The organism is Catellatospora sp. NPDC049609 (assembly GCF_040675365.1).
Taxonomy (GTDB): Bacteria; Actinomycetota; Actinomycetes; order Mycobacteriales; family Micromonosporaceae; genus Catellatospora.
This window is the reverse complement of record NZ_JBFAOU010000003.1, coordinates 47,126-72,217: the sequence shown is the minus strand read 5'-3', so window position 1 is coordinate 72,217 and position 25,092 is coordinate 47,126. Positions and strand designations below refer to the sequence as shown.

Below are 25,092 nucleotides of genomic sequence, written 5' to 3'. Positions count from 1 at the left end.
CTTCCTCTCACCGGACGTCGGCCAGCGTGGCCGGCGGCGTGTGCTGGTACGTGATCGACGGGCTGCCGCCGACCGTGTCCTTGGCCATCTCCAGCGCGTCGGCCAGCGTGGACGCGCTGCGGAAGCCCATCCGGGCGGCGGCCTTGCGGTCCGCGCCGACGAAGATGACGTCGCCCAGGTGCTCCATCGCGTGGGCGCCCCAGTACCACATGTAGAGCGGGTGCACGCCGTGGTAGGCGTAGCTGTTGCGGTAGAGGTGGGTGTACCAGGGGTCCTCGGCGAACTGCTTCTCGAACTTCGACTCGATGGCGGCCTGGTCCGTGGTCTGGGTCAGCACCTCCTCGAAGAAGTCGATGTAGCTGGGGTGGTGGATCTGGTGGAAGTCGTTCGGCATCGGGTGGTAGAAGATCGCCACCCCGCCCTGCCGCACGATCGGCTTGTTGCGGTACAGGTTGAAGAAGTAGCCCAGGCCCAGGCTCATCACCAGGATCGGGTTCATGATCGAGTTCACGTTGTACGGGCACAGGAACGGCAGCCCCCACACCCCGATGTCGGCCTGCCCGTCGATCTCGGTCAGCTGCTGGCGGTGCACGTTGGCCAGCGTCAGCGGGTGCACCTCCTTCGGGTCGCCCGCGTGGATGCCGGTCACCCCGAACGGCGCGTCGTTGCGCTGCCAGATCTCGCGCCGCAGCTTCAGCGGCGTCAGCTCGTTCGCCTTCTTGAACGCCAGCAGCGACGCCTGGTCGCGCAGGTTCCACTCCCACTCGCGCTTCTGCAGGAACTTCGTCGCCTCGGGGAAGTTGTCGCCGTTCAGCGTGGTCTCGATGGTGAAGACCTTGACGTGGTCCTCCACCACCTTGGCCATGCGGTGGTAGGAGTGGTGCATCGCCGAGTTCGGCGGGTCGTTGAACGACGTCGAGTGCCGCAGCGTGTGCACGTTGTGGTGGTGCTTCAGGCTCTTGTACGAGCCCAGCCCGACCGCCACCGACTTCGGCCCGCCGCTCATCGCGGTGAGCGTGATGTTGACGTACACCAGCAGGTCGCTCTCGGCCGCCCGCTTGTTGATCTCGACGTCCTCGCCGTGCCGGGTCAGGCCCAGGTGGGTCATCCCGTCCGGGTCCTCGGCGTCGTGGTTGCGCAGGTGCTTGGGGAAGAAGGCGCGGAACACCCGGTCGCCGACGGCCCGCTTGAGCTCGGCCGGCGTCATCCGCCGGTGCAGCGCGTTCGCCGCGAGCAGCTCGACGTCGTCGACCCCGGCCGCGGCGGCCAGCTCCAGCACGTGCTCGATGATCCGGCCCCGGATGTCCGGCGGGCGCATCTGCGGCAGCGGCAGCGAGATGTCGTCGAAGACGATGGTCAGCTTCATGTCCGGGCGCAGCAGCTCCGGCAGCGGCGGGGTGCCGTGCGGGTTGAGCAGCGCGTGCCGGATGGCCGCGTCCAGGTCGCGGATGCCGGGCAGCGAGTCGGGCGGGTAGATCACGCGCGTGCCCAGCGGGAACTTCTCCAGCCGGAAGCCCTCGCCCTGGTGCACGAGCAGGGAGGGGGTGCGCTCGTCCACTTCGAGTACGAATCCGGGTCTGCTCATCTCGGTCTCCTCAGATCTCGGCCAGGTCGAAGGCGACCTTGACGGTGCCCAGGCGTCCGGCGTCGGCGGCGTGGCCGACCGCCTCCCGCCAGCGGGACAGGGGGTAGCGGGCGTCCACGAACCCGTCCAGCGGGGCCCGCCCGACCAGGTCCAGCGCGCGGTCGAAGTCGCCCTCCCGGCCACCGCCGGCCTCGGGCACGCCACCGGAGTCGGTCGCGTACGCACCGACCAGGTGCAGCTCGCGGAACCAGACCGGGGTCAGGTCCACCGTGGTGGAGGGCATGCCGGTGAGCACCACCGTGCCGCCCGCGCGGGTGAGCCGCAGCGCGGTGTCCACACCCCCGCCGCCCGTGCACTCGAACGTCACGTCCGCCCCGCCGAGCAGGTACTCCGCGCCCATCACCGGGCTCTCCAGGGTGCCGCCGGTCAGCCGGCGCACGGCCCGCGCGGCGCGGTTGGGCTCGATCACCTCGGTCGCGCCGAGCTGCCGGGCCCGCACCTGCTGGTGGCGGTGCTTGGCCACCACGTGGATGCCGCCCACCTCGGTGAACTCGCGCAGCGCCAGGATGGTGAACAGGCCCACCGTGCCCGCGCCGACCACCAGCACGGTCGCGCCGGGGGCCAGCGCCACCCGGCGTACCGCGTGGATCGCGCAGGCCAGCGGCTCGGCCAGCACGGCCAGCTCGTCGGGCACACCCTCGGGCACGACGTGCAGCTGGCTGCGGTGGGCCACCATCTGCTTGCTCCACCCGCCGCCGGTGTCCCCGCAGTACCCGGTCTGCAACCCGGCCGCGAGCCCGCCCGAGGTGACCGCGGTGCACCGGGACTGGCGTCCCGCGGCGCACGCCGGGCAGAGCCGCAGGCCACGCGCCGCGCAGGACAGCACCGGGTCGACCACGACGCGGCTGCCCTTGGGCAGGTCCGGCGCGTCGTCCAGGGTCACCGCGACCACCTCGTGGCCGGGCACGAACGGTGTCGACACCAGCGGCGTCAGGTACGGCGACGAGCGGCCGGTGAGCATCGCCAGGTCCGAGCCGCAGATCCCGGACAGGAGCGGGCGCAGCCGCACCCAGCCCCGCCCCGGCAGGTCCGGCTCCGGCACCTGGGTCAGCGTCAGCGGCGCCAGGTTGCTGGCGATGGTGCTGGTGAAGCGGGAGCCGAGGCGGGTGCCGGTGGCCCCGCGGGCGGTCAGGTACTTGACCGGCGAGTTGCGGTACTGCAGGGCGAGCATCATCGGACACCACCGGGCACTCGGTTGACGGTTTCGGCCAGGGTCTGCAGCGCGCCGTGGGTGTTGGCCCCCCACTGCTCGATCTGCCAGTGCTGCTTCTTCGCGTGCCGGTAGAGCCGGGGGTCGGGGTTGACCGGGATCGGGTTGCCGACCAGCTCCAGCAGCGGGCGGTCGGAGTAGCTGTCGCCGTACGCCCAGGAGCGGGACAGGTCGAGCCCGGCCTGGTTCGCGTAGCGCCGCAGCCAGGCCGCGCGGGCCTCGCCGACCAGGGGCGGCGTGTCCAGATACCCGGAGAGCACCCCGTCGCGCTGCACGTGCAGCCGGCTGGCCTGGATCTCGTCGAACAGCGGGGCCAGCGGGGCCAGGAACAGCGACGCGGTGCCGGTGATCAGGACCGTCCGGTGGCCCGCCGCGCGGTGCGCCCGGATCCGGCGGATCGCCTCGGGCATCGCCCGCAGCAGCAGCGCCTCGCCCATCCGCTCGTCGACCAGGCGCTTGATCGCCGCCTCGGACGCACCGGCGTAGCGGCGCATGAACTCGCGGATGAAGTCGCTGCGGCTGCGCCGGTCGGTCTTGGCGTACCCGACCATCGCGCCGGCCAGCGAGAGCAGCTCGCCGGGCCACTGCGCGCGCTCCCGGTCGACCAGCCGCGCCCACAGGTACGTCTCGATGACGTTGGACTTGACGACGGTGCCTTCGAGGTCGAACACCGCCGCGATGTCGTCGCCGGGGACCAGCTGCTTCGGCCCGGCGGCACGGGAGCGGCGGCCGCCGGCCTGCCGCTGCAGCGCGGTGATCGCCGGGCAGTGCACCTCCCGGATGTAGTGCGTCCAGTCGATCACCGAGGTGTCGAAGCCGAACCGCTCCGCGTGCTCCGCGGGCATGGACCGGTGCAGCGCCAGCGTGTTGTCGTCGGTGTAGATCGTCTCGACGGCGCTGTACACGCTGTACAGATCGGACAGCCGGCGCAGCTGCTCCACCCGGGTCTGCTCGGTGTGCACCTTCGTCATCCAGCCGCGGGTGCGCGACGACGAGGGCAGCCGCATCACGGTGCGCTCGGCGGCCGAGACCAGGCGCTCGCCGTTGCGCAGCAGGCCGTCGAGCTTGCCGGTGCCCACGAACCGGAAGGACGGCACGGTGATGTGCCCCTTGTCGCGGTCGGGCATCGGGTGGCGGCTGAAGTAGTCGCGCAGGTGCTCGTCCATGTCACGGGCGCTGAGCGGGTTCCGGAAGCCGGAACCGGCGTGGTAGTACGCCGTCTGCCCGGGGGCGACCGGGTTGGCGGTGACCGCGAGCATCGCGTTGACCACGAAGTCGATCGGGATCACGTCGACCGGCGCGTCCGGCACGCCGGGCGGGAACGGCAGGATGCCGCGGCCGTAGGCCAGGATGATCGGGTCGAGCATCTTGTACGACTCGAACCAGCCCGGGAACGGGTGGCTCAGCGCGCTCTGCACGATGGTCGGCCGGAACACCGAGATCCGCATGCCCTTGGTGCGGGCGTACTCCTCGGCGACGCGCTCGGCCATAGCCTTGGTGAACGTGTACACGTCGGTCCAGCCCAGGCTCTTGGCACGCTGCCTGCCCGCCTCGACCAGGCGCTTGTCCACCAGCTCCAGCCGCGCCCGCTCCGCCGCGGCGGCGGCCCAGCTCGGACCGGCCTTGCCGTCGGCGGCCCGGCCCTGCGCGACCAGGCGGCGCAGCACCTCGGGGCGGCGCGACTCGTGCTCCACCTCGACCCGCGCCGCGTCGGCGGCGGCCAGCTCGGCCCGCCAGTCGACGTCGTGCTCCAGCGCCGCCTCCGCCACCAGGCCGAACCGGCCGCCGTTGACGTACGCCGTGGACACGTGCACCACGTGCGGCTGCACCGCCAGCCGGGCGACCGCGTCGTAGAGGTTCACCACGCCGGTCACGTTGGTCCGGAACGCCTCGTCGATCGGCGGGTCGAACGAGACCGAACCGGCACAGTGCAGCACCGCGGTCAGGTCCTCGGGCATCGTCAGGGACGGCGAGGTGAGGTCGCCGTCCAGCACGCTGACCCGGGTGCGCAGCAGCTCCTCGATGCCCGCCGTGCCGATGCGCTTGCGCAGCGCGCTGAACACCGGCTTGCGGGTGAGGCCCGCCAGGCGGCTCGCGGCCGAGGTGGCGCCGCGGCCCCGGATCAGGACCGTCACCCGCGTGGTCGGGTGGTCGGAGAGCAGCCGCTCCAGGAGCGCCTGCCCGAAGAAGCCCGTGGCGCCGGTGATCAGCACGTGGCCGTTCTCCAGCAGCCAGTCGGGCGTGGGTGCGGTGGACACTGATCCTCCCTAGGGTGAGCTGTCGGCGTGCCGGCCCGGGCTGGCCGGCTGCTGGTCACGGGACTCCGTGAGGAAGTCCAGGACCCGGCCGACGACCTCCGGCCGGCGGAGGATCCGGCGGTGGCCGTAGCCGGTGGTGCCGATGAGCCGCACGTCGGGCAGGGCCCGCTGCAGCGTCAGCGCCTCGGTGTACGGCACCTCTCTGTCGTGGTGGTCGTGGATCAGCAGGGTCGCCGGCAGCGTGTCCGGCGCGCGGTCGGCGAACCGGGCGGGCAGCGTGAAGTCGGTCATCGGGCGGCCGAGCCGCTCCTCCAGGCCGGTGCGGAAGCGGGCCAGGCAGCGCGGGCCCATGCCGAGGGTGCGGGCGAAGACCGCGATGTGCGGCTCCAGCTCGCTCGGCGCTCCGATCGTCACCAGGCGCTCGGTGGCCAGCCCGTCGGCCACGGCCACCCCGGTGGCGCACCCGCCGAGCGAGTGCGCCACCACGGCGTACGCCGGGCCGCAGTCGGCCACGACCGCGCCCAGCGCGCCGATCAGGTCGGTGAGCAGCCCCCGCCCCGCCCCGAACGGGCCCGGGTCGGAGTCGCCATGGCCCGGCGCGTCCAGCGCGACCACGCGGAACCCGGCGTCCACCAGCGGCGCGACGAAGTCGCCGAGGTCGGTGCGCCGGCCGCCCCACCCGTGCATCAGGTAGACGTTCCGCGGCCCCGCACCCCACTCCTCGGCCACGATGCGGCCCGAGGACCCGGCCACCTCGAAGCGCCGGCCGGGCGGGCACGCGCCGGCCGGGTGCCGGCGCGGGATCGCGCACCAGATCCGCTCGGCGAGCCGGCCGCCGGCCGCCGGTGCCAGCCGTTCCAGGACGGCGAACACCGAGCGGACCGCGACCAGCTGCACCGCCTGGGCGGGCGTGGCCTTGCTGACGGGACTGACTGCCATGGCAACTCCTCCGAAGGACGCGCCGGGTCAGCCGGCGGTGGCGCCGGCCTCGGCGAACACGAGACTCACGTTGTGGCCGCCGAAGGCGAACGAGTTGGACAGGGCCGCGGCGACCGGACCCGTCCGAGTCTTCACCACCAGGTCCACATCGCACGCCGGGTCGGGATCGTCCAGATTGGCCGTGCCGGGTATCATGCCCCGGTCGACGGTGAGCACGGTGGCGATCGCCTCGATGGCCCCGGCCGCGCCGAGCAGGTGCCCGGTGACGCCCTTGGTGGAGCTCACCGCGGGCGAGTCGCCGAAGGCCGCGCGGATGGCGGTCGCCTCGACCTGGTCGCCGAGCTTGGTCGAGGTGCCGTGCGCGTTGACGTACTTCACGTCGCCGGGCGCGATGCCGGCGCTGCGTACCGCCTTGCGCATGGCCTCGGCGGCGGCGTGGCCGTCCGGGCGGGGCATCGTCGGGTGGTACGCGTCGGTGGTGGCGCCCCAGCCGATCAGGTCGGCGTACCGGCGCGCCCCGCGGGCCTGCGCGAACTCGGCGCTCTCCACGACCAGGATGCCGGCGCCCTCGCCGAGCACGAAGCCGTTGCGGCGCACGTCGAAGGGGCGGCTGGCGTGGGTCGGGTCGGCCCAGCCCGCGGCCAGCGCCCGCGCGTTGCCGAACGCGGCCACGCCGGTGCCGCCGAACGGCGCCTCGGCGCCGCCGCAGACCACCACGTCGCACTCGCCGTCGCGGATGAGGCGCAGCGCCTCGGCGATGGCGTGCGCGCCCGCGGCGCAGGCCGTGGAGATGCTGGAGCTGAAGCCGCGGATGCCGTACTTGATGCCGATCCGGGCCGAGGCCATGTTGGGCAGGAAGCCGGGGTAGAGCAGCGGGCTGACCGCGTTGCCCCCGCGCGCCTGCCAGCCGAAGGACTGCTGCTCGTAGGTGGACATGCCGCCGACGCCGGTCGAGACGACCACGCCCACCCGGTACGGGTCGACGTCGGTGCCGATCTCGATCTTGGCGTCGCGGATGGCGTCGTCGGCCGCGGCCAGCGCCATCAGCAGGAAGCGGTCGACGACGCGGGCCGCCAGCGGCGGCAGCACCTCGATGGCCTCGATGGGCGGGGCGATCGCGGCGGCATCGACGGCGCCGAACGTCGGGTGTCCCTCAGGCGGGTTGACGATGCCCGAGCGGCCGACGCACAGCGCGTCGAAGAACTGGTCGAGGTCGCGGCCGACGGGCGTGAAAACGCCCATGCCGGTGATCGTTGCGGTTCGTGCGGCGGAAGCGGGCATCGCTCTCGGGTCTCCTCGTCACTTGAGGGCGGCCCGGCCGGTCCGGCCGGCCGGGCCGTGCACTGGGGGAGGGAAGCCGCCGGTCAGGCGCTGGCGCCCACGGCGGTGCGGGCAGCGACCTCGCCCGCGATCTGGTCGATGGTCATGCCGGTGAAACCCGACATCTCCTCCTCGGTGAACTTCGAGCCGTACGTGTCCTCGAGCAGGATCGCCAGCTCGGCGATGGCCAGGGACTCCAGGTCCAGGCCCTCGGGACCGAGCACGGTCTCGCCGGTCACGTCGCTCACGTCGTAGTTCATCTGGGCCAGGCCGTCGATGACGGTCGTGCGGACCTCAGCGATCATCGGGATCACTCCTTCTCTGAGCGGGTCGCTCAGCTGATGTGGATGGACGGGCTCAGGCCAGCTCGGAGACGAGTGACCGCGAATCGTGGGCCGTGAGGACCTCCGACACCACCCGCTGTCCGGAGCGGATGGCGCCTTCCATGAGGCCGAAGTACTCGGTGCTGGTCTCGGTGCCGGCCCAGTGCACGCGCCCGGACGCGGTGGTGAGCCGGGGCCCGTGCCGCGTCCAGTCGCCGGGTCCGAACAGCGCCGCGTAGCAGCCGACGCTGAACGGGTCGTTGAGCCAGTCGGTGATGTGGCACGCGACCGGCTCCCCGAGGAAGGGGAAGACGTGGCTCGCCTGCGCGACCGCCACGGCCCGCTGCTCGTCCGCGGGGAGTGCGGAGAAGCGGTGGGCCTCGGCGCCGGTGACGAACCCGGTGAGCACGCCGGGCGAACCCCCGGCGGGTGTGTCGTCGACGGTCGACAGCAGCGGTCCGTCCGCGCTGATCGACCAGCCGGACAGCCCGTGCTCCCGCCACAGCGGCGTGGGGTAGACGAGCTGGATCTTGAGGGCCGAGCCGCGCGCGGTGTGCGCGCTGGTCCGGCTCTGCGGCAGCCGCGGCGTGAACTCGATCCGGTCGGCCAGGGCCGGCGGGATCGCCACGATCACGGCGTCGGCGCGGTGCGCGCCGCTCGCGGAGTGCACGACGACGCCGTTGTCGTCGGTGTGGATCGCCGTCACCGGCTCGTTCAGCCGCACCGGATGCGGCAGCTGGGCTGCCAGGCGCTCGCTGATCTGGTGCGCCCCGCCGTCGACGCGCGACTCCTGCGCCCCGCCCTCGAACGCGTTCAGGTAGCGCAGACCGCCGCCCGAACGCAGGTAGAAGGCCATGTGCAGGACGGAGACGGCAGCCGGGTCGGCGGCCATCATCTCGCCCAGGAACAGCGGCAGGAAGGTCGCCGCGTCCGGGTGGTCGATCTCCTGAGCCGCCCACCTGTCGACGGTGAGCCGGTCCAGCACGTCCGCGCCGGGCGTACGCCACGGCTCGTTCACGTCGACCAGCCGGGTGACCTCGTCGAGGGCGTCGAACATGGTGCCCAGCGCGATGGCGTTCAGCGGCGGGAAGCGCCCGTCCACGGTGCGCAGGCCGTCGCCGATGTCGAAGCGGCTGGCCCCGACCATGTCGGTCGACATGGTGCGCAGGCCCAGGCCGGTGAGCATGGAGATCAGTTCGGTGTGGCGTACGCCCAGGTAGGCAGCCCCCGCGTCGACCCACCGGCCCGGCGCGACCTCGATGCCGTGGGTGCGCCCGCCGACCCGGTCGCGCGCCTCCAGGACGGTGACGTGCACGCCGGCGGCGGACAGGCCGGTGGCCGCGGTCAGGCCGGCCAGGCCGGCGCCGACGACGATGACGTTCATACCGTCACGCACGCGAGCTTCTCGGAGAGGCTGCCGGGCGTGGGCGCGGCCATGAAGTCGTCGAACGTCAGCTCGGTGCCCGTCCGGCGGGCCACGGCGCTCAGGATGCGCGTCGCGGTCAGCGAGTCGCCACCCAGCTGGAAGAAGTCCGAGTCGACGTCGATGTCGTTGGTCTCCAGGATCCGGCGGAAGATGTCGACGATGTCGTTCGCGTTCATCAGTGACCTCCGAGGTCGGTCGTGCTGGCGAGTGCGGTCGTGTATCGGCTGTGCGAGCTGCGGCGGTCGACCTTGCCGCTGGCGGTGTGGACGAGCTCGGGGACGGCGATGATCCGGCCGGGCACCAGGTGGCCCGGCACGCGGTCGACCAGGTCGGCCCGCACCCGCTCGACGAAGGCCGCGCTGTCGGCGGTCTCCGTACGCGGCACGATGTAGGCGACCAGGGTGGTCCGGCCGAGCGTGGTCACGCCCAGCACCGCCGCGGCGGCGACGCCGGGGCACCTGGTCAGGTGCGCCTCCACCTCGGTCGGGTTGACCCGGATGCCGCGCACCTTGACCTCGTCGTCGAGGCGCCCGGCGTGCACCAGCGCGCCGTCGTCGCGGGCCCGCACCCGGTCACCGGTGCGGAAGAAGCGGCCTGAGGCCGGGCCGAGGTCGAGCCGGACGAACTTGACCAGCGTCGCGTCGGCCATGCCGCGGTATCCGGTGGCGATGGCCGGGCCGCCGATGAGCAGCTCACCCTCGTCGGTGACGTGCTCGACGACGTGCGGCAGGCGGTAGCCGATGGGGATCGCGGGCTCCGCCGGGTCGGCCGCCACGGCCAGCGGCCCGTGCAGGTCGATGGCGTGGGTGATGAGCGTGGTCTCGGTGCAGCCGTACGTGTTGACCAGCCGGAGGTGACCGGTGCGCAGCGCCTTCCAGTCGGCCAGCCGGGCGGGGTTGACCGCCTCGCCGCCGATGATCACCGTGCGCACCGACGGCGGCAGCGTCGCCTCGTCCTCGGACAGGTGCAGCACCAGCTCGTGCCAGTACGCGGTGGGCAGGTCGGCGACGCTGACGCGCTGCCGCTCCAGCATCCGCAGGAACCGGTGGAACGAGCCCGAGTGCGCGTCCGGGTCGAAGACCAGGGTGGCGCCGGTGGTCAGCGCCGGCAGGATCTCCTCGAAGGCGGTGTCCCAGTTCAGCGACGCGAACTGGAGCACCCGGTCCTCCGGGGACAGGTCGAACAGGTTGCGCAGCGACGCCGTCGTCGCGTTGATGGCGGCGCGCGGCGTGGTCACCGGCTTCGGCATCCCGGTCGAGCCGGAGGTGAACAGCAGGTAGGCCGGCTCCTCCGGGCCGTCCGGCAGGCGCGGCGGCTCGGCGGCCACCGGCTCGTGCCGGATGTCGAGCACCTCCACGCCCGGCGGCACCGGTGGGGCGAGCTGGCCGTCCGCGGTGACCAGCACGGTGCCGGCCCGCGCCGCGGCGAGCATCTCCAGCTGCCGCGCGACCGGGAAGCCCGGGTCGAGCGGGCAGTAGGTGCCCCCGGCCAGCAGCGTGCCGAGCAGGCCGACGATGGTGGCCGGCGCGTGCGTGGCCAGCACGCACACCACGCCCGGGTACGGGCCCAGCAGCTCGGCCACCGCGTTGCTGCGGCGGGACAGCTCGCCGTAGGACAGTTCCCCACCCTGTGCCGTGATCGCCACCCGGTCCGGGTAGCGGGCCGCGACCCGCCGGAACGTCTCGATGAGATCGGGGACCGCGGGCGTCGGCTGGTGGGCGCGGGTGGCTCTGCCACTGTTGCGGTGGACCAGCATCACATCCTCCAGCAGGTTCATGACCAGCGCGGACGCTGATTCATCGTTGGACGAGTTCCTCGCTTGTTGAAATCCTTGGACTGATGCAGTTAAAGCCACGACCGTGCGCCGCGTCAAGTCATCAGCCATTGACATCTTGTGGACGGAGAGGGAAAGTCATCAAAGAAGGAAGTCAACGCATGTCGAAAACTCGAAATGAAGGGGCGACCGGCCGACGCCTCGGCTTCCTCCACCCCTACGCGACGCACCCGAAAGGACCAAGATGGATCCGAAGGACGAATACGACGTGATCGTCGTCGGCTCGGGTCTGGCCGGATCGATGACGTCGGCCTGCCTGTCCCGCAACGGCGCACGAGTGCTGCTCATCGACGCCGGCTCGCACCCGCGCATGTCGATCGGCGAGTCCACCATCCCGGCGACGTCGATGATGATGCGCCTCGTCGCCGAGCGCTACGACGTGCCGGAGATCAAGTATCTGGCCACCTTCGAGGGCGCCTACTCGAAGGTCACCACCCAGGTCGGAGTCAAGCGCAACTTCGGCTTCGTCTACCACCGGCCGGGTGAGCGACAGGTCCCGCGCGAGACCCACATGTTCCCCATCCCGAAGATCACGCACACGGAGAACCACTTCTTCCGCCAGGACGTGGACGCGTGGATGGTCATGGTCGCGGTCAAGTACGGCACCAAGGTCATGCAGCAGACGCGGGTCACCGACTTCGACATCGACGACGACGGCGTCACCGCCACCCTGCACACCGGCGCCCAGGTGCACGCGCAGTACGTCGTCGACGCGTCTGGCTACCGCTCGGTGCTCGCCGAGAAGTTCGGCCTGCGCGAGGAGCCGACCCGGTTCCGGCACCACAGCCGCACCCTGTTCACGCACATGGTCGGCGTGAAGCCGTACGACGAGCTGGCGCCCAAGAGCCGCTACCACCACCCGAGCCCGTGGCACGAGGGCACCCTGCACCACATCTTCCCCGGCGGCTGGATGTGGGGCATCGCCTTCGACAACCACCACCGCGCGACGAACCCGCTGTACAGCGTGGGCCTGCAGCTGGACCCGCGGCAGCACCCGAAGCCGGACTGCTCCCCGGAGGAGGAGTTCCGCCGCTTCATCGCGCAGTACCCGGACATCGCGCCGCAGTTCGCCGGCGCCAAGGCGGTCCGCGACTGGACGAGCACGGACCGGCTGCAGTACTCGTCCCGGCAGACCGTCGGGTACCGCTGGTGCCTGACCTCGCACGCGGCCGGCTTCATCGACCCGCTGTTCTCGCGCGGCCTGTCCAACACCATGGAGACGATGAACGCGCTGGTCCACCGGATCCTGTCGGCCATCTCCGACGGTGACTGGTCGGTCGAGCGCTTCCAGCACATGCAGGACCTGGAGCAGGGCCTGCTCGACTTCAACGACGACCTCTGCGCCAACGCCTACATCTCGTTCCGCCACTTCAAGCTGTGGGACGCGTGGTTCCGGATGTGGTCGCTGGGCCAGATCATCGCCACCTTCGAGATCAACCGGGCGTACGCCAAGTACGTCGACACCCGCGACGAGTCGGTGCTCAAGCCGATCGAGGCGCCCTGGTGGCGCGGGCGCGTGGTGACCGAGGGGCAGCCGTACGAGAACGCGCTGCGCCTGCTGCAGGAGGTCAACGAGGTCATGAAGGCGGTCGACCGCGGGGAGGTCGACCCCGAGACGGCCGCGGACGACCTGCTGCACCGCATCCGCACCGCCGACTTCGTGCCGCCGGCCTTCGGGCTCGGCGACCCGGACAACCAGTGGACCGACGCCTCGACGATCGGCGTGCTCAAGACGCTGCGCTGGGCGAAGAAGGTGGCTCCGACCGACATCGGCCAGCTCACCTACGAGGGCCTGACCCTGTTCATGAAGAAGCGGTTCGACAAGGGCGAGTTCGAGTTCAGCGAGGAGCTCAAGCACGCGCTGGCCCCGATGCCGGTCATCGGCCGCCGCTTCCGGGTCCCCGCGCCGAAGTAACGCACCCCTCACCGAAAGGAGATCCAGTGTCCGACAAGGGAAAGTCCCAGGAAAACGTCTACGACGTCGCGATTCTCGGCTCCGGGTTCGCCGGGTCGATGCTCGCGGTGATCCTCGCGCGGCAGGGCGCCAAGGTCATGATCGTCGACACCAAGGCGCACCCGAAGTTCGCCATCGGCGAGTCCACCATCCCCAACATGCTCGTCTCGCTGCGCACCATGGCCATCCGGTACGACGTGCCCGAGCTGCTCGCGCTGTCCACCTTCTCCGGCTGCCAGGACATCATCTCGCCCTGGCACGGCGTGAAGAACCACTTCGGCTTCCTCCAGCACCAGGAGGGCAAGCCGCAGGACCCGGGCCAGCTGACGATGTTCAACTTCCCGAAGCTGCTGCACGAGACCTCGCACATGTACCGGCAGGACACCGACGCCTACCTGTACTACGCGGCCATCAAGTACGGCGCGGACGCCAATACCAACTTCCACGTGGTGGACGTCGACTTCGACGATGACGGCGCGACCGTCACCTCCAGCCGCGGCGAGACCGTGCGCTGCCGGTACGTGGTCGACGCCAGCGGCTACCGCTCGCCGCTCGCGGACAAGTTCCACCTGCGTGAGGAGCCGTGCCGGTTCAAGCACCACTCGCGGGCGATCTGGAACCACTTCATCGACATGCCGAACACCGACGCCGTGTTCCCCCGGGACAAGAAGGACACCCCGCCGGTGCCCTGGTACGAGGGCACGGTGCACCACCTGTTCGAGCGCGGCTGGCTGTGGATCATCGCGTTCGACAACGACAAGTCCTCCAAGAACCCGCTGTGCAGCGTCGGCTTGACGCTGGACGAGCGGCGCTGGCCCCGGCAGGAGGGGATGACCCCGGAGGAGGACTTCTACTACCACATCAACAAGTTCCCGGACATCGCGCGCCAGATGGAGGGCGCCAAGCCGGTGCGCGAGTGGGTCGCCACCGACCGCCTGCAGTACTCCTCCAAGCAGACCGTCGGCGACCGCTGGGTGCTGCTCGCCCACGCGGCCGCGTTCATCGACCCGCTGTTCTCCCGCGGCCTGTCCAACACCTGCGAGACGATCAACGTGCTGGCCTGGCGCATCCTCGCCGGGATCAAGGACGGCGACTTCTCGGCCGAGCGCTTCCGCGAGGTCGAGCGGCGCCAGCAGGCCCTGTTCGACGGCAACGACAAGCTGGTCAACGCCGCGTACATCTCGTTCGAGCACTACGACCTGTGGACCGCGGTGTTCCGGACCTGGGCCTGGGGCTCCAACGCCGGCGCCTTCCGCGCCCACGAGGCCTTCCGCAAGTGGCGCAAGTCCGGCGACGAGGCGGACCTGCTGGAGCTGGAGGACGTCAAGAACCCCGGCCTGCACTGGTCGGACCACGAGGGCTACAACGAGCTCTTCGACGACATGGTCAAGCAGTGCGACGACTTCGAGGCCGGGATCATCAGCGGTCCGCAGGCCGCCGACAACCTCTACCAGCACCTGCGCGAGGCGAAGTACGTGCCCAAACACTTCGGCTGGGACGACCGCAACCTGCGGTTCATCAACCCGACGCCGCTGAAGCTCGCCAAGACCATGTGGTGGGCGGCGACCGAGGCCCCGCCGGAGGTGCGCCGGATCATGCTCGGCTTCGTGCGGGAGGCGACCAAGGAGTTCGTCATGGGCCGCAGGATCTTCTGACCCGCGACCATCGGAGGGATACCGACATGGATCGATTCGATGAGTCGTTCGACGGGCGGCAGGACGGCGACTACGACGTGGCCGTCGTCGGCCGGCACCTGGCGGGCGGGTGGCTCGCGGCCATCCTCGCCCGCCACGGCGCCCGAGTGCTGCTCGTGGACGGACCGAAGACGCCCGGCACGCAGCCCGGCGAGACGACGGTGCCCTACACCACCGCCGTGCTGGAGCTGCTGGCCGAGCGGTTCGACGTGCCCGAGATCGGAGCGTTCGCGCACTTCGTCGACCTGCCCCCCGCGGTGCGGGCGGCCAGCGGCGTCAAGCGCTCCCTCGCCTTCCTGCACCACCAGGCGGGCCGGGTGCACGACCCGAAGCACACCGTGCAGTTCAACGTGCCCGGCGAGCACAACGAGTGCCACGTCTACCGACCCGTGGTGGACGAGCACGCGTGCGACATCGCCGCCCGCCACGGCGCCCACCTCATCACCGCCGCGACCGTCACGGCCGTGACGCCGGCCGACGACCGGGTGCAGCTCACCCTGTCCAACGGCACCCAGGTCAGCGTCCGCTACCTCGTCGACGCCTCCGGCAGCGCGCTGACCGGCGACGCCGGCGACGAGACGGACCTGGCGCTGCGCTCGCGCGTGCTCACCACGTACATGACGGGCGTGGAGGATCTGGGCGAGGTGGCCCGGCTGAGCGCGTACCGGCAGGCCACGCCGTGGTCGGCGGGCACGGTCCATCACGTGTTCCCCGGCGGCTGGGTCCAGGTCGTCACGTTCGCCAACCACCCCGAGGGCATCAACCCGGTGTGCGCGGTGACGCTCAGCGTCGACCGGGACAGCGCCGCCGTGCTGCCCGGCGAGCCGGAGGAGCTGTTCCGCACGGTCATCGCCCGCTACCCGACCATCGCCGCGCAGTTCCGGCGGGCCGTCGCGAGCAGGCCGTGGACCGCAGCGAACACCTCCCGGCGGCCGGTGGGCGCCACGTACGGCCCGCGGTGGATCGCCGTGGACCGGGCGGTCGGGGTGGTCGAGGACTTCCTGTCTTCGGACATCTCGGTCGCGGCCGAGGTCGTGCACGCCACGGCCGCGGCCCTGCTGCGGGTGCTGGACGGCAGCGAGCCGGCCGAGGAGGCGCTGGCCGGGGTGGCGAGGTTCCAGCACAAGCTGCTCGCCTACAACGACCGGATGCTGGCCGCGGCGCGGACCGCGAGCGCGGACTTCGGCTCGTTCAACGCGTTCACCCGGGTCTGGCTGCTGTGGCAGATCCTCGCGCACCTGTCCCTCAAGCGCGCCTGCGCCGACGCCGAGACCACGGGCTCCTGGGCCCCGGTCGAGCGCTTCGCCGACGGCGCGCTCTGGTTCCGCACGCCGGACGGGCTGGTGCAGCTGCTGGCCTGGTTCTTCGCCCAGTTCGACGACGTGCGGCGCGGCATCCGCACCCCGGCCGGGGCGGCGTCGGCGATCTTCCGCCGGCTCGCCCGGTCGCGGTTCGTGCCGCCGCTCTACCGGTTCGCCGCCCCGTCGGCGCGCTACTACAAGTTCACCGCGACCCGCCGCATCGTGATGCTGCTGTGGGTCCTGACGATCGCCCCGAAGGACTTCCAGCGGCTGCTCCGCCGGCAGAACGTGACGGGCCAGCGCCGCCCGCCCGCGGTCACGCCGGCGGCGGCACGGGTCACCGCGGCGGCGGAGCGCCACTGACCCGGGCGCCGGGCGGCCGCGGTCACCCGCGGCCCTCCGGCGCCCGGCAGCAGAAGGTCCGGGGTCACCCGGGCCGTCCCCTGACAGCAGAAGGACCGGGTTCACCCGGACCGCCTCCGACGAAAGGGCCGGACCCGCGTTCGACGCGGATCCGGCCCCTTCATGTGGAGCGTCAGGCGGCCGAGGCCGCCGTGTAGCAGATCATGCCGTTCGGGTCGGGCCGCGACGCCAGCTCGGTCAGGCCCAGCTCCGGCGCCATGGCGATGGCCCGGTGGTTGCTGTCCCAGACGCAGACCGTGCCCACGCCGACCCGCTTCATCGCCGCGGTGAGCTCGGCCGCGGACGCCGGCGCCGCGTCGCCCTGGCCGGGCACGTCGGCGGAGGTCTCGGCGTCGCCGTCGGCGAACGCGCTCAGCAGCAGCCGGTCCCGCGCGAACTCGGACGTCAGGTCGTACTCGACGAGGTAGCCGTCGCGCGCCATGACCACGGGGACCTTGCTGGTCACCATCGGCATGGCCCGCATCACGATGCTCGGCGCCAGCAGGTAGCCGGCGGGCCGGTCGAGGTCGCGGATCCAGAACGCGGCGACCTTGCGGCCGACCGGGATCTTCCACGCGGGCACCGGGATGCGCAGGCTGGTCGCGCGGTCGACGAAGACGTGGCTCCCCTTGCTCCACATCGGGGTCCCGGCGACCGCGAGCACCGCGACCAGCGCCGCGGCGACCGCGACCGGGACGGCCCTGGGCAGCAGCTCCCCGCGCGGGGTGGCCGACAGCCGCAGCCAGCCGGGGACCGGCAGTGCCGCGTACATGCCGATCAGCACGGGGAACGGCACGATCCAGGGCAGGCGCCACAGCACGGGGCCCAGGCCGGTGAAGTCGTGGATCGTCTCGATCACACCGGGGATCAGCAGCACGGTGAGCGTGGTGACGATGCCGGCGGTGAGCAGGCGCGGCACGCCGTCGCGGACGAACAGCGCCCCGGCCCACAGCGCGAACGCGCTGATCACGCCGATGACGCCGAGCAGCACGGTCCGGGCCAGGGTGCCGCGGGCGTCGTAGAACTGCACGCTCGCCACCTGCTCGGTGATGCCGCCCATGGCCAGCCGGAAGATCACCGTGATCGCGACCGGGTAGACCGTCAGCACCAGCGCGTACCCGAACGCGTCGCGTACCCGGCGCATCAGCAGCAGGATCACCGCGGTGGCACCGGCGATCACCGGCAGCAGCATCACCGCCACGGTGGACAGGCCGACCGACGTGATCGACAGCGCGAGCAGCAGCCACAGCGTGCGGCGCGAGCGGCGCTCGACCAGGTCGGTGAGGTACACCCAGACCAGGGGGATCATCGCGGAGACGAACGTGCCCTTGCCCTCGGCGAGGCGGATCAGGTGGAACGTGCCGAGCGCGGCGTCGCCACCGGCGACCAGCAGCACGTAGAGCAGGCCGACGCCGAACACCAGCAGCGGGCGGCGGGGGGCCCAGCGGTGGGCCAGCCGCCACAGGCACAGCACCGCGAGGACCGCCAGCACCGGCAGCATCACGAACCAGGTCGCCGACGAGGCGTGGATGCCGAACGCCGCGCCCATGGCGCCCGCGAACGCCTCGAACGACGAGATCGGCGGCTGCGAGGACAGGCCCGGCAGCACCTGGTCGGTGAAGAGGAAGTCGCGCAGCGGGATCAGGTCGTTCTCGGCGATCCACACGGACTTGCCGACGTAGAAGACGTCGTCCTTCGAGTTGCGGTTGAGCACCAGCGCGAGCACGGCCGAGGCCAGCGCCGCCGCCAGCACCACGCCCCCCTGCAGCGGGGTGGTCGTGGTGGCGCCCGCCGTCGCCGGGCGGGGCGAGAAGCCGGTCGAGATCAGCACGGCGGCGCAGGCGATCAGGCCGAGCGCGATCGCGAGCCACCAGGACCAGCCGGAGGTCAGGTACGCGACCAGCACCGCCGCGCCCGCGGCCGCGACCAGCGCGACCTTCGTCAGCAGCGGGCCGCGCGAGGTGGCGGCGGGCGGCTCGGCCGGCTGCTCCGCCGCGGCGTCCGGGCCGGGCTGTGCCGCGTCCGGCGCGGCGGCCCGGCGGCGGAGGCTGACCGCCACCCCCGCGACGGTCAGCACCAGCCAGGCGTAGAAGAGGTACGACGGACGGGCCGAGATGAGGAAGCCCGCGTGGTAGAGCACGGTCCACGCAGCGAAGGAGAGGACGGCCGCGTCCGTGAGGGCCACCGGTGCGCCCGCCAGGAGCCGCCCGAGGCGTTGGCTCATACGGTGACTCGCTTCTTGGTCGTGTCGTTGAGGGCGATCGCCTGGTCGACGGCCTTCTGGAACGGCTCGTCGGACCCGGTCGGCCCGAGGATGTAGGTGCGCAGTGCGGCGCGCTTGTCGGCCAGCACGTCGAGTTCGTCCGAACGCGCCGCGTCGAGCGCCGCGGGCAGGCCGCCGAGGTTGCCGTCGATCAGGTACGCCGCCGAGATGCTCGGGTTCTCCGCGACGAAGTCGGCGTCGCTGAGGTTGCTGGTGTTGACGACCGCCAGCGGCTTGCCCGTGGACAGGAAGTCGGAGACGACGCTGGACACGTCGGTGATCATCAGGTCGGCCTGGGCGAAGCAGTCGTAGAGCTCGCCCTGGCCCGGGTAGGAGATGTCCGACTCGGGCAGCAGGTCGACGACGGCCTTGAGCGCGGCGGCGGCCGCCGGGCTGCGGGTGCCGGTCAGCGGGTGCGGCCGGAAGATGATCTTCACGCCGGGGGTGGCCCGCTGCAGCGCCTTGACGATCTGGACACCGCAGCGGACCAGCGAGGTGTGGTGCTCCTCGGTGGTCCAGCCCTCCCACGTCGGCGCGTAGAGCACGACCGGCGTGCCGGTGCGCTGGCGCGGCGTCGCGGCGAGCTTCTGCGCGAGCTGGGTGAGCTGCGGCCGGCCCACGTGCACGAAGTGGTCGGCCGGGATCGGCACCCCCGCGGTGGCGTACCGGTCCTGGCCGGCCTGGCCGGCGACCCAGATCTCGTCGTACGCCTTGGTGAAGGGGTTGACGCTGGCCAGCTTGTCGCTGTCGCCGTGGCCGATGAAGGTGGTGCGCAGGTGCGGCAGGCGCAGCAGGTTGATGTTGTTGCCGTTGTTGCCGGGGAACATGACCAGCTTCACCGACGACACGTCGAGCGTCAGGTACTCGGCGGCCTTCTGCACGCAGATGACCGGGGTCTTGCTGGGCTTCAGCTCGTTCCACAGGGCCGGGTTCTGGAAGATAACCAGCACCCGCTGGTCGAGCTTGTCGAGCGTCGGCAGCCACACGTTGGTCTGGTAGCCGGTGCTGGCCTGGCCGCCCGCGTACAGCACGACCTCGGGACGGTACTCCCGCAGCGCCTTGTTGATCGCCTTCATCCGGCGGGTGCCGGACAGCCGCAGCGTGCGCTGGATGCGCCGGGCCAGCGAGTAGAGGTACACGGCCGAGACGGCGGTGATGCCCACCGCGCCCAGCCAGGCCGCCTCCGCCGACCACTGCGCCAGCGCCGCCAGCACCAGCACCGCCGCGGTGTGCGGCCAGTTGCCGGAGGTCGGGTCGGAGCCGACCCGCGGCTCCAGCGCCTTGATGCCCAGGCCCCGCGCGGCGGCACCCGCCTGGTTGAGCTCGCGGGCCGCGGTGAGCAGGCCGATCGCGGAGACCACCAGCCACAGCAGCCAGGCGCACCAGGTCGCGATCACCAGCGGGGCCGACTCGGCCAGGCCCAGCAGCAGCACCGGCATCGCCGCGGTACGCAGCGCGCTGCGCAGGTGCACGTCGAACGACGCGCGGGCGAGCACCCGGTGGAGCTTGTCGTACTCCGCGCGCCGGGTGTACCACTCGGCGAACTGCCCGACCGCGACCACGAGCGCGGTGACCGCGGCCCAGCCCACGGCGGCGGTCGCCAGCGCGAGCGGGATCGAGACGAGCATGAAGCCGGTGAGGGCGATTCCGGGGAGGTTCGAGCCGAGCACGCGCCGGACATCGCTGACCATCAAGTGCATCCTTTCGCGGGTTCGCCTGCGCGGGAGGTGACCGGGTACGGGACACCGCCGCCCGGCCGGGGCCGGACGGCGGCGCACATTACCAGCGGGTGCCCTCGGAAGGGGATTCGATCTCCTCCGCCAGGAGGGTGTACGGGTCCACCGGGCCGGTGCTCCGCTCGCCCTGGCGGACGTCGATGATGTGCCCGGTCATCGCGGAGATCAGCACGTCCACCGAGGTGTGCGCGACCGTCGCGGCGTCGAGCAGCGAGTTCTCGGGCTCGTCGCCGAAGGCCTTGGTGCGCATCGGGGTGCGGGTGCGCTCCGGGTTGATGCAGTTGACCCGCACGCCGTGGTCGGACCACTCGTCGGCCAGCGCCTGCGTCAGGTTGACGATCGCGGCCTTGGTGGAGGAGTAGAGCGAGTAGTCGGCGCGCCCGCGGGTGTACGAGCTCGACGTGTAGTACAGCAGCGAGCCCTGGGTCTCGCGCAGGTAGCGCAGCGACTCGCGGGCCAGCACGACCGGCCCGAGGTAGTTGACCCGGACGGTCTCGTCGATGATCGACTCGTCCACCTCGTCGATCTTGCCGATGTGCAGCACGCCGGCGGTGTTCACCACGTAGTCGATGCGGCCGGTCTCGGCGTACGCCTGCGCCAGCGCGGCCTTGACGTGCGCCGGGTTCTCCAGGTGCGTGCCGGTCAGGCTCCGGCTGAACCGGTAGACCTTCGCGCCGTACGACTCCAGCAGGTCGGCCGTCTCGCCGCCGATGCCGTAGCTGCCGCCGAGCACCACCGCGGTGCGCCCGGCGATGCCCGCCAGGTAGGCCTCGCGGCTCGGCTGGACCGGCGCGAGGTGCGAGCCGAGCTGGAACAGCCGGTCGGCGAGGTAGATGTCGACCGGGTGCGTGATCTTCATGTTCTGCTCGCTGCCGGGCACCACGTAGATCGGCACCTCGGGCAGGTAGCGCCGGACCACGCCGCAGTCGTCGGTCGCCTTGAAGTCGGGGTCCTGCATGGCCAGCTCGTACGCCCGGCGCAGCACCGAGAGCCGGAAGCCCTGCGGGGTCTGGCCGCGGCGGAGCTTCGCCCGGTCCGGGATGTCGCTGATGATCTCGCCGCCGTCGGCCGGCGTGGTCACGATGATCGTGTCGGCCGACGGGATCGCCACGTCGATCGCCTCGTGCGTGTTCAGCGCCGCGACGCAGTCGGCGATGATCCGCTGGTCGACCAGCGGGCGGACCGCGTCGTGGAGCAGGATGTTGCACTCGCGGTCGCCCAGCGCCGAGACGGCGCGCATGGTGGTCTCGCTGCGGGTGGAGCCGCCGGGCAGCACGGTGATCGACTTGTCCGACGCGACGTCCGCGACGATCTTCTCGACGTCCTCGACGAAGTTCGGGGTCATCAGGATGATGATCTCGGAGATCTCGTCGCTGGACACGAACGTCTCCAGCGTGTGCCGCAGCACAGGCTTGCCGGCGACCTTGATGAGCTGCTTGGGCAGCTTCAGGCCGATGCGCTCGCCGGTCCCACCCGCAAGGATGACAGCGACAGTGGTCAGACGATCCCCGTCGATCATTGGTGAGGCTCCGAGCGGTGGAGCAGTCGACGGCCGGGCTGGGCAACCCGGGCCCGCTGGGGACCGCTGGAAACCGACGGCGACACGTCGCTACGCCGACTGCCGCGGGGCAGCCAACGCGACGAGCCACTGACGGAGGGGCGGCGCTGGGGTGTGGCCGTACAGACTGCGAGGGGTAAACCGGACCCGGGAATGTTAGCAGCGGCCGTAGAGGCTGTTCAACCGACGTTCACGCGCCCGCCGTCCCACAACACAGGACGGCGCCGGGCCGCTGCGCTCAGTTAGCCTCCGCTGTGACATCGGCCACGACGACCGTCACGTTGTCCGGCGCACCGGCCGCGAGCGCCCGCTTGATCAGCTGGTCGGCGCAGGCGGCGACGTCCCCCGGTGCGGCCATCTCCTCGGTGATCGCCTCATCCGCGACGATGTCCGACAAACCGTCACTGCACAGCAGCAACCGGTCGCCGGGTGCCAGCACGAGCGCCATCACCGTCGGCGTGAACTCCCGGCCCTGCACCGCCTGCGTGATGATCGAGCGGTGCGGGTGGTAGCGGGCCTCGTCCGCGCTGAGCAGCCCGCGCTCGACCATCGCCTGCACCAGGGTGTCGTCGACGGTCAGCTGGCTCAGCCGCCCCTCCCGCAGCAGGTACGCCCGGGAGTCGCCGACGTGCAGCAGGATCGCGTGCTCCGGCCCGAGCAGCAGCGCGGTCAGCGTGGTGCCCATGCCGTCGCTGGCCGGATCGGCCTCGATCGCCGCCCGGATCCGCCCGTTGGCCACCGCGAGCGTCTCCAGCAGCACGTCCGGGCCGTGCTGGGCCGGGTCCTGCTCCAGCGGTGCCAGCGTCTCGATGACGATCTTGCTGGCCACCTCGCCCGACGGCGAGCCGCCGACGCCGTCGGCCACGGCCACGAACCGCCTGCCCGCGTACGCCGAGTCCTCGTTGTTCTCGCGGACGAGGCCGGCGTCGGTGCGGGCGACGGCGTGCAGGATCACGGTCATGCCCCCTAGCCTGCCTACTGCGCGGCCGTTTGTCTTTAAGCAGTTGTACGTATCCTGCCCCGGCCGCGCGTCGGCCACGCGTCCGGCCCGGTCAGCGGGGGTGGGCCCGTCGCCGCGGGCTGGTAGGCGGCCCCGTCGCCCGGCGGTCCCACGGCGCGTCGGCCTCGCTGCGGGGCGCACGCTCCAGCAGCCGGCGGCGCGGCCCGGCCGGCGGGGTCCAGGGGGCCGTCCGTGGGCTGGAGCACCGCGGCTCACCGGCACTGCCCGCGCGGTGCGCCTGTTATCTATGGTGATCCGGTGACCGCGGTGTCGATGGTGGGGCGTGAGGCGGAGCGCGACGAGCTGCTCCGTCGCTGGTCCCGCCCGCGCACGGGCGGCCGCCCCGAGGTGGTCCTGATCACGGGTGCGGCCGGCATCGGCAAGTCCCGGCTGGCGGCCAGCGCCGTGTCGGCGTTCGCCCCGGCCCCGGCGGCCGTCCTGTCCGGAGCCGCGCGGCTGCACTCGCCCGCGCCGTACGACTGGCTGGCCGCCGTGCTCAGCGGCCGCGACACGCACGACCTGCCGGTGCCCGCCGGGGGCCTGGCCTGGCTGGCGCAGGACCCGCACGCCCCGGCCGAGCGGTACGCGCCGGAGGCGCTGCTGCGGCTCGCCGTGCGCACCGTGCGGGCGCTGGTCGGCGCGGGGCCCGCGGTGCTCGTGGTGGAGGACCTGCACGCGCTCGACCCGGCGAGCCTGAACCTGGTCGGCGAGCTGGCCACCGCGCCCGACCTGCCCGCGCTGCTACTGGTCACCAGCCGCCTGCCGGAGTCGGCGGACTCGCCGGAGCTGGTGGCCCGGACGCTGGCCCGGCTGTCCGGCGCGCCCGGCGCGATCCGCCAGCACCTGGCCCCGCTGAGCCCGGCCGAGGTCGCCGGGATCATCGCCCAGGTGCACGGCGAGGTGCCGCAGCAGCTGGCGGCGGCGGTCCGCGAGCGCACCGGCGGCAACCCGTACTGGCTGGTCGAGCTGCTGGCCGCCACCGCCGGGCGGGAGCCGTCGGCGCTGCTGCGGGAGCCGCTGCCGGGGCACCTGCGCCCGGCCGCCACGCCGGAGCCCGCCGAGCTGACGGCGCGCGAGCGGGAGGTGCTCGACTGCCTCGCGGCGGGCATGTCCAACAAGCAGATGGCCCGCCAGCTCGACATCTCCATCCGCACCGTGGCCGTGCACGTGTCGAACCTGCTGCGCAAGACGGGCTCGTCCTCGCGGACCGAGGCGGCGCTGTGGGCGGTTCGCCGCGGATGACGCGCCGTGTGCGCTATTTGTCCGTTTTCTTCGCTAAGCTGGCCGCGTGCAGCTGACCTTCATCCGAAAGACGGTGCTGTCCGGCGACACCAACTGTCCGTCGCTCTACCGCACCGACCGGGACACCTTCGTCGTACAGGGCTGGCGGGTCACCGACCCGCAGGCCCTGAGCCAGCTCGACATCCCCGAGCACGAGACGGTGGTCGAGGTCCCGTCCGACGTGCTCGCCGAGATAGCCCGCAACCTCTGACCGGCGCCCGCCGGAGCACCACCGGCGGGCGTTAAGAAGGGCACCTTCTTCTACGCATGGCGTTAAGAAGGTGCCCTTCCTTTCTTCGGGTCAGTCTTCGAGCTCCTCGACGAGGTCCTCGTCGCGGCTGCGGCGGCGACGGCGGCGGATGGACGGCATGGCCATCACGAAGCCGACCTCGCGGCGGCGGCGGTAGTAGTGGCGGCGGCGCGGGCCGGCGATGGCGTACACGATCGAGGTGATCACGCCGAACACGACGTAGACGCCGAGGATGACGATGCCGCCGGCGTCCTTGATGCCGAACACCCCGCCGTCGCCGAACAGCGGCAGGATGAGCATCGCCAGCACGGCCCAGGTGACCATGCCCCAGACCAGGCCGACGCCGACCGCGGGGACGATCTGGCCGCGGATGAACTTGCCGACGAAGGCGCCGAACAGGCCGCCGGCCGCACCGGCGACGACGAGCACCATCACCCACGCCGTGGAGGCGTCGGTCTCGCCCACGAGCTGGGCGTACGGCTTGATGTGGCTGGTGACCTGCAGCGCCAGGGCCAGGAACAGGCCGCCGGCGACACCGCCGACCACGCCGGCGCCGGTCCGGCTGACCAGGTTCACCTGAGGGGTGTATTCACTCATGATCGGGCTCCGGAGGGGTTGAGGGTTGCGCGCGAACCCTACAACGCCTGCGCAAGCCGCACCTAACCACTGTCTCCTATGTGATCGCAGATCGCGCGACC

General features: G+C 71.9%; 19 protein-coding genes. 5 read left to right on the top strand and 14 right to left on the bottom strand.

Annotation, left to right across the window (positions count from 1 at the left end; genetic code table 11):
• Nucleotides 1-7 precede the first annotated feature (7 nt).
• The 9 genes from AB0J67_RS01620 to AB0J67_RS01580 form a co-directional block, all read right to left on the bottom strand.
• Complete coding sequence (locus AB0J67_RS01620) at nt 8-1,585, bottom strand: lactate racemase domain-containing protein (RefSeq protein ID WP_363475104.1); 1,578 nt, start codon at nt 1,583-1,585, stop codon at nt 8-10.
• Between the two features lie 10 nt (nt 1,586-1,595).
• Entirely contained in the window at nt 1,596-2,816 is a 1,221-nt protein-coding gene (locus AB0J67_RS01615) for an alcohol dehydrogenase catalytic domain-containing protein (protein ID WP_363475102.1), read from the bottom strand.
• Complete coding sequence (locus tag AB0J67_RS01610; protein WP_363475100.1) at nt 2,816-5,113, bottom strand: HAD-IB family hydrolase; 2,298 nt, start codon at nt 5,111-5,113, stop codon at nt 2,816-2,818. Before AB0J67_RS01610 ends, AB0J67_RS01615 begins: the two co-directional genes overlap by 1 nt.
• 9 nt (nt 5,114-5,122) lie before the next feature.
• A complete protein-coding gene (locus tag AB0J67_RS01605) occupies nt 5,123-6,052 on the bottom strand; it encodes an alpha/beta fold hydrolase (RefSeq protein WP_363475098.1) in 930 nt (309 codons plus the stop codon).
• Nucleotides 6,053-6,079: 27 nt separating this feature from the next.
• The gene (locus AB0J67_RS01600) at nt 6,080-7,333 is read right to left on the bottom strand and encodes a beta-ketoacyl-[acyl-carrier-protein] synthase family protein (RefSeq protein ID WP_363475096.1); all 1,254 of its coding nucleotides are present in this window, start codon (nt 7,331-7,333) and stop codon (nt 6,080-6,082) included.
• An 83-nt stretch (nt 7,334-7,416) separates the two neighbouring features.
• The gene (locus AB0J67_RS01595; RefSeq protein WP_363475094.1) at nt 7,417-7,677 is read right to left on the bottom strand and encodes an acyl carrier protein; all 261 of its coding nucleotides are present in this window, start codon (nt 7,675-7,677) and stop codon (nt 7,417-7,419) included.
• Between the two features lie 52 nt (nt 7,678-7,729).
• The gene (locus AB0J67_RS01590) at nt 7,730-9,091 is read right to left on the bottom strand and encodes an FAD-dependent oxidoreductase (RefSeq protein ID WP_363475092.1); all 1,362 of its coding nucleotides are present in this window, start codon (nt 9,089-9,091) and stop codon (nt 7,730-7,732) included.
• Nucleotides 9,076-9,297, bottom strand: a complete 222-nt coding sequence (locus AB0J67_RS01585) for an acyl carrier protein (RefSeq protein WP_363475090.1) — start codon at nt 9,295-9,297, stop codon at nt 9,076-9,078. The genes AB0J67_RS01590 and AB0J67_RS01585 overlap by 16 nt, the downstream gene beginning before the upstream one ends.
• Nucleotides 9,297-10,898 (bottom strand): AMP-binding protein, encoded by a 1,602-nt coding sequence (locus AB0J67_RS01580; RefSeq protein ID WP_363475088.1) that lies wholly within the window; start codon nt 10,896-10,898, stop codon nt 9,297-9,299. The genes AB0J67_RS01585 and AB0J67_RS01580 overlap by 1 nt, the downstream gene beginning before the upstream one ends.
• A 241-nt stretch (nt 10,899-11,139) precedes the next feature.
• Between AB0J67_RS01580 and AB0J67_RS01575 the strand changes: the two genes are divergently transcribed.
• The 3 genes from AB0J67_RS01575 to AB0J67_RS01565 are packed head-to-tail and all read left to right on the top strand — an operon-like array spanning nt 11,140 to nt 16,267.
• Nucleotides 11,140-12,870 (top strand): NAD(P)/FAD-dependent oxidoreductase, encoded by a 1,731-nt coding sequence (locus AB0J67_RS01575; RefSeq protein ID WP_363475086.1) that lies wholly within the window; start codon nt 11,140-11,142, stop codon nt 12,868-12,870.
• A 26-nt stretch (nt 12,871-12,896) separates the two neighbouring features.
• A complete protein-coding gene (locus AB0J67_RS01570) occupies nt 12,897-14,564 on the top strand; it encodes a tryptophan 7-halogenase (RefSeq protein ID WP_363475084.1) in 1,668 nt (555 codons plus the stop codon).
• A 26-nt stretch (nt 14,565-14,590) separates the two neighbouring features.
• On the top strand, nt 14,591-16,267 hold the full coding sequence (locus AB0J67_RS01565) for a hypothetical protein (protein WP_363475082.1): 1,677 nt from the start codon (nt 14,591-14,593) through the stop codon (nt 16,265-16,267).
• Between the two features lie 172 nt (nt 16,268-16,439).
• On the opposite strand, the gene AB0J67_RS01560 is transcribed toward AB0J67_RS01565, so the two are convergent.
• The 4 genes from AB0J67_RS01560 to AB0J67_RS01545 all read right to left on the bottom strand — a co-directional run bounded on the left by AB0J67_RS01560 (nt 16,440) and on the right by AB0J67_RS01545 (nt 22,824).
• Nucleotides 16,440-18,530 (bottom strand): DUF6077 domain-containing protein, encoded by a 2,091-nt coding sequence (locus AB0J67_RS01560; protein ID WP_363475080.1) that lies wholly within the window; start codon nt 18,528-18,530, stop codon nt 16,440-16,442.
• Nucleotides 18,527-20,260, bottom strand: coding sequence for a CDP-glycerol glycerophosphotransferase family protein (locus AB0J67_RS01555; protein WP_363475078.1), 1,734 nt, complete (start codon nt 20,258-20,260; stop codon nt 18,527-18,529). The genes AB0J67_RS01560 and AB0J67_RS01555 overlap by 4 nt, the downstream gene beginning before the upstream one ends.
• 88 nt (nt 20,261-20,348) lie before the next feature.
• Nucleotides 20,349-21,824, bottom strand: coding sequence for a bifunctional cytidylyltransferase/SDR family oxidoreductase (locus AB0J67_RS01550; protein WP_363475076.1), 1,476 nt, complete (start codon nt 21,822-21,824; stop codon nt 20,349-20,351).
• 277 nt (nt 21,825-22,101) lie between these two features.
• On the bottom strand, nt 22,102-22,824 hold the full coding sequence (locus AB0J67_RS01545; protein WP_363475074.1) for a protein phosphatase 2C domain-containing protein: 723 nt from the start codon (nt 22,822-22,824) through the stop codon (nt 22,102-22,104).
• Nucleotides 22,825-23,121: 297 nt separating this feature from the next.
• On the opposite strand from AB0J67_RS01545, the gene AB0J67_RS01540 reads away from it, so the two are divergent.
• Both AB0J67_RS01540 and AB0J67_RS01535 read left to right on the top strand, forming a co-directional pair.
• Complete coding sequence (locus AB0J67_RS01540) at nt 23,122-24,105, top strand: AAA family ATPase (RefSeq protein ID WP_363475072.1); 984 nt, start codon at nt 23,122-23,124, stop codon at nt 24,103-24,105.
• 46 nt (nt 24,106-24,151) lie between these two features.
• The gene (locus AB0J67_RS01535; RefSeq protein WP_363475070.1) at nt 24,152-24,355 is read left to right on the top strand and encodes a hypothetical protein; all 204 of its coding nucleotides are present in this window, start codon (nt 24,152-24,154) and stop codon (nt 24,353-24,355) included.
• A gap of 90 nt (nt 24,356-24,445) precedes the next feature.
• On the opposite strand, the gene AB0J67_RS01530 is transcribed toward AB0J67_RS01535, so the two are convergent.
• The gene (locus tag AB0J67_RS01530; protein ID WP_363475068.1) at nt 24,446-24,991 is read right to left on the bottom strand and encodes a hypothetical protein; all 546 of its coding nucleotides are present in this window, start codon (nt 24,989-24,991) and stop codon (nt 24,446-24,448) included.
• Nucleotides 24,992-25,092: the final 101 nt, after the last annotated feature.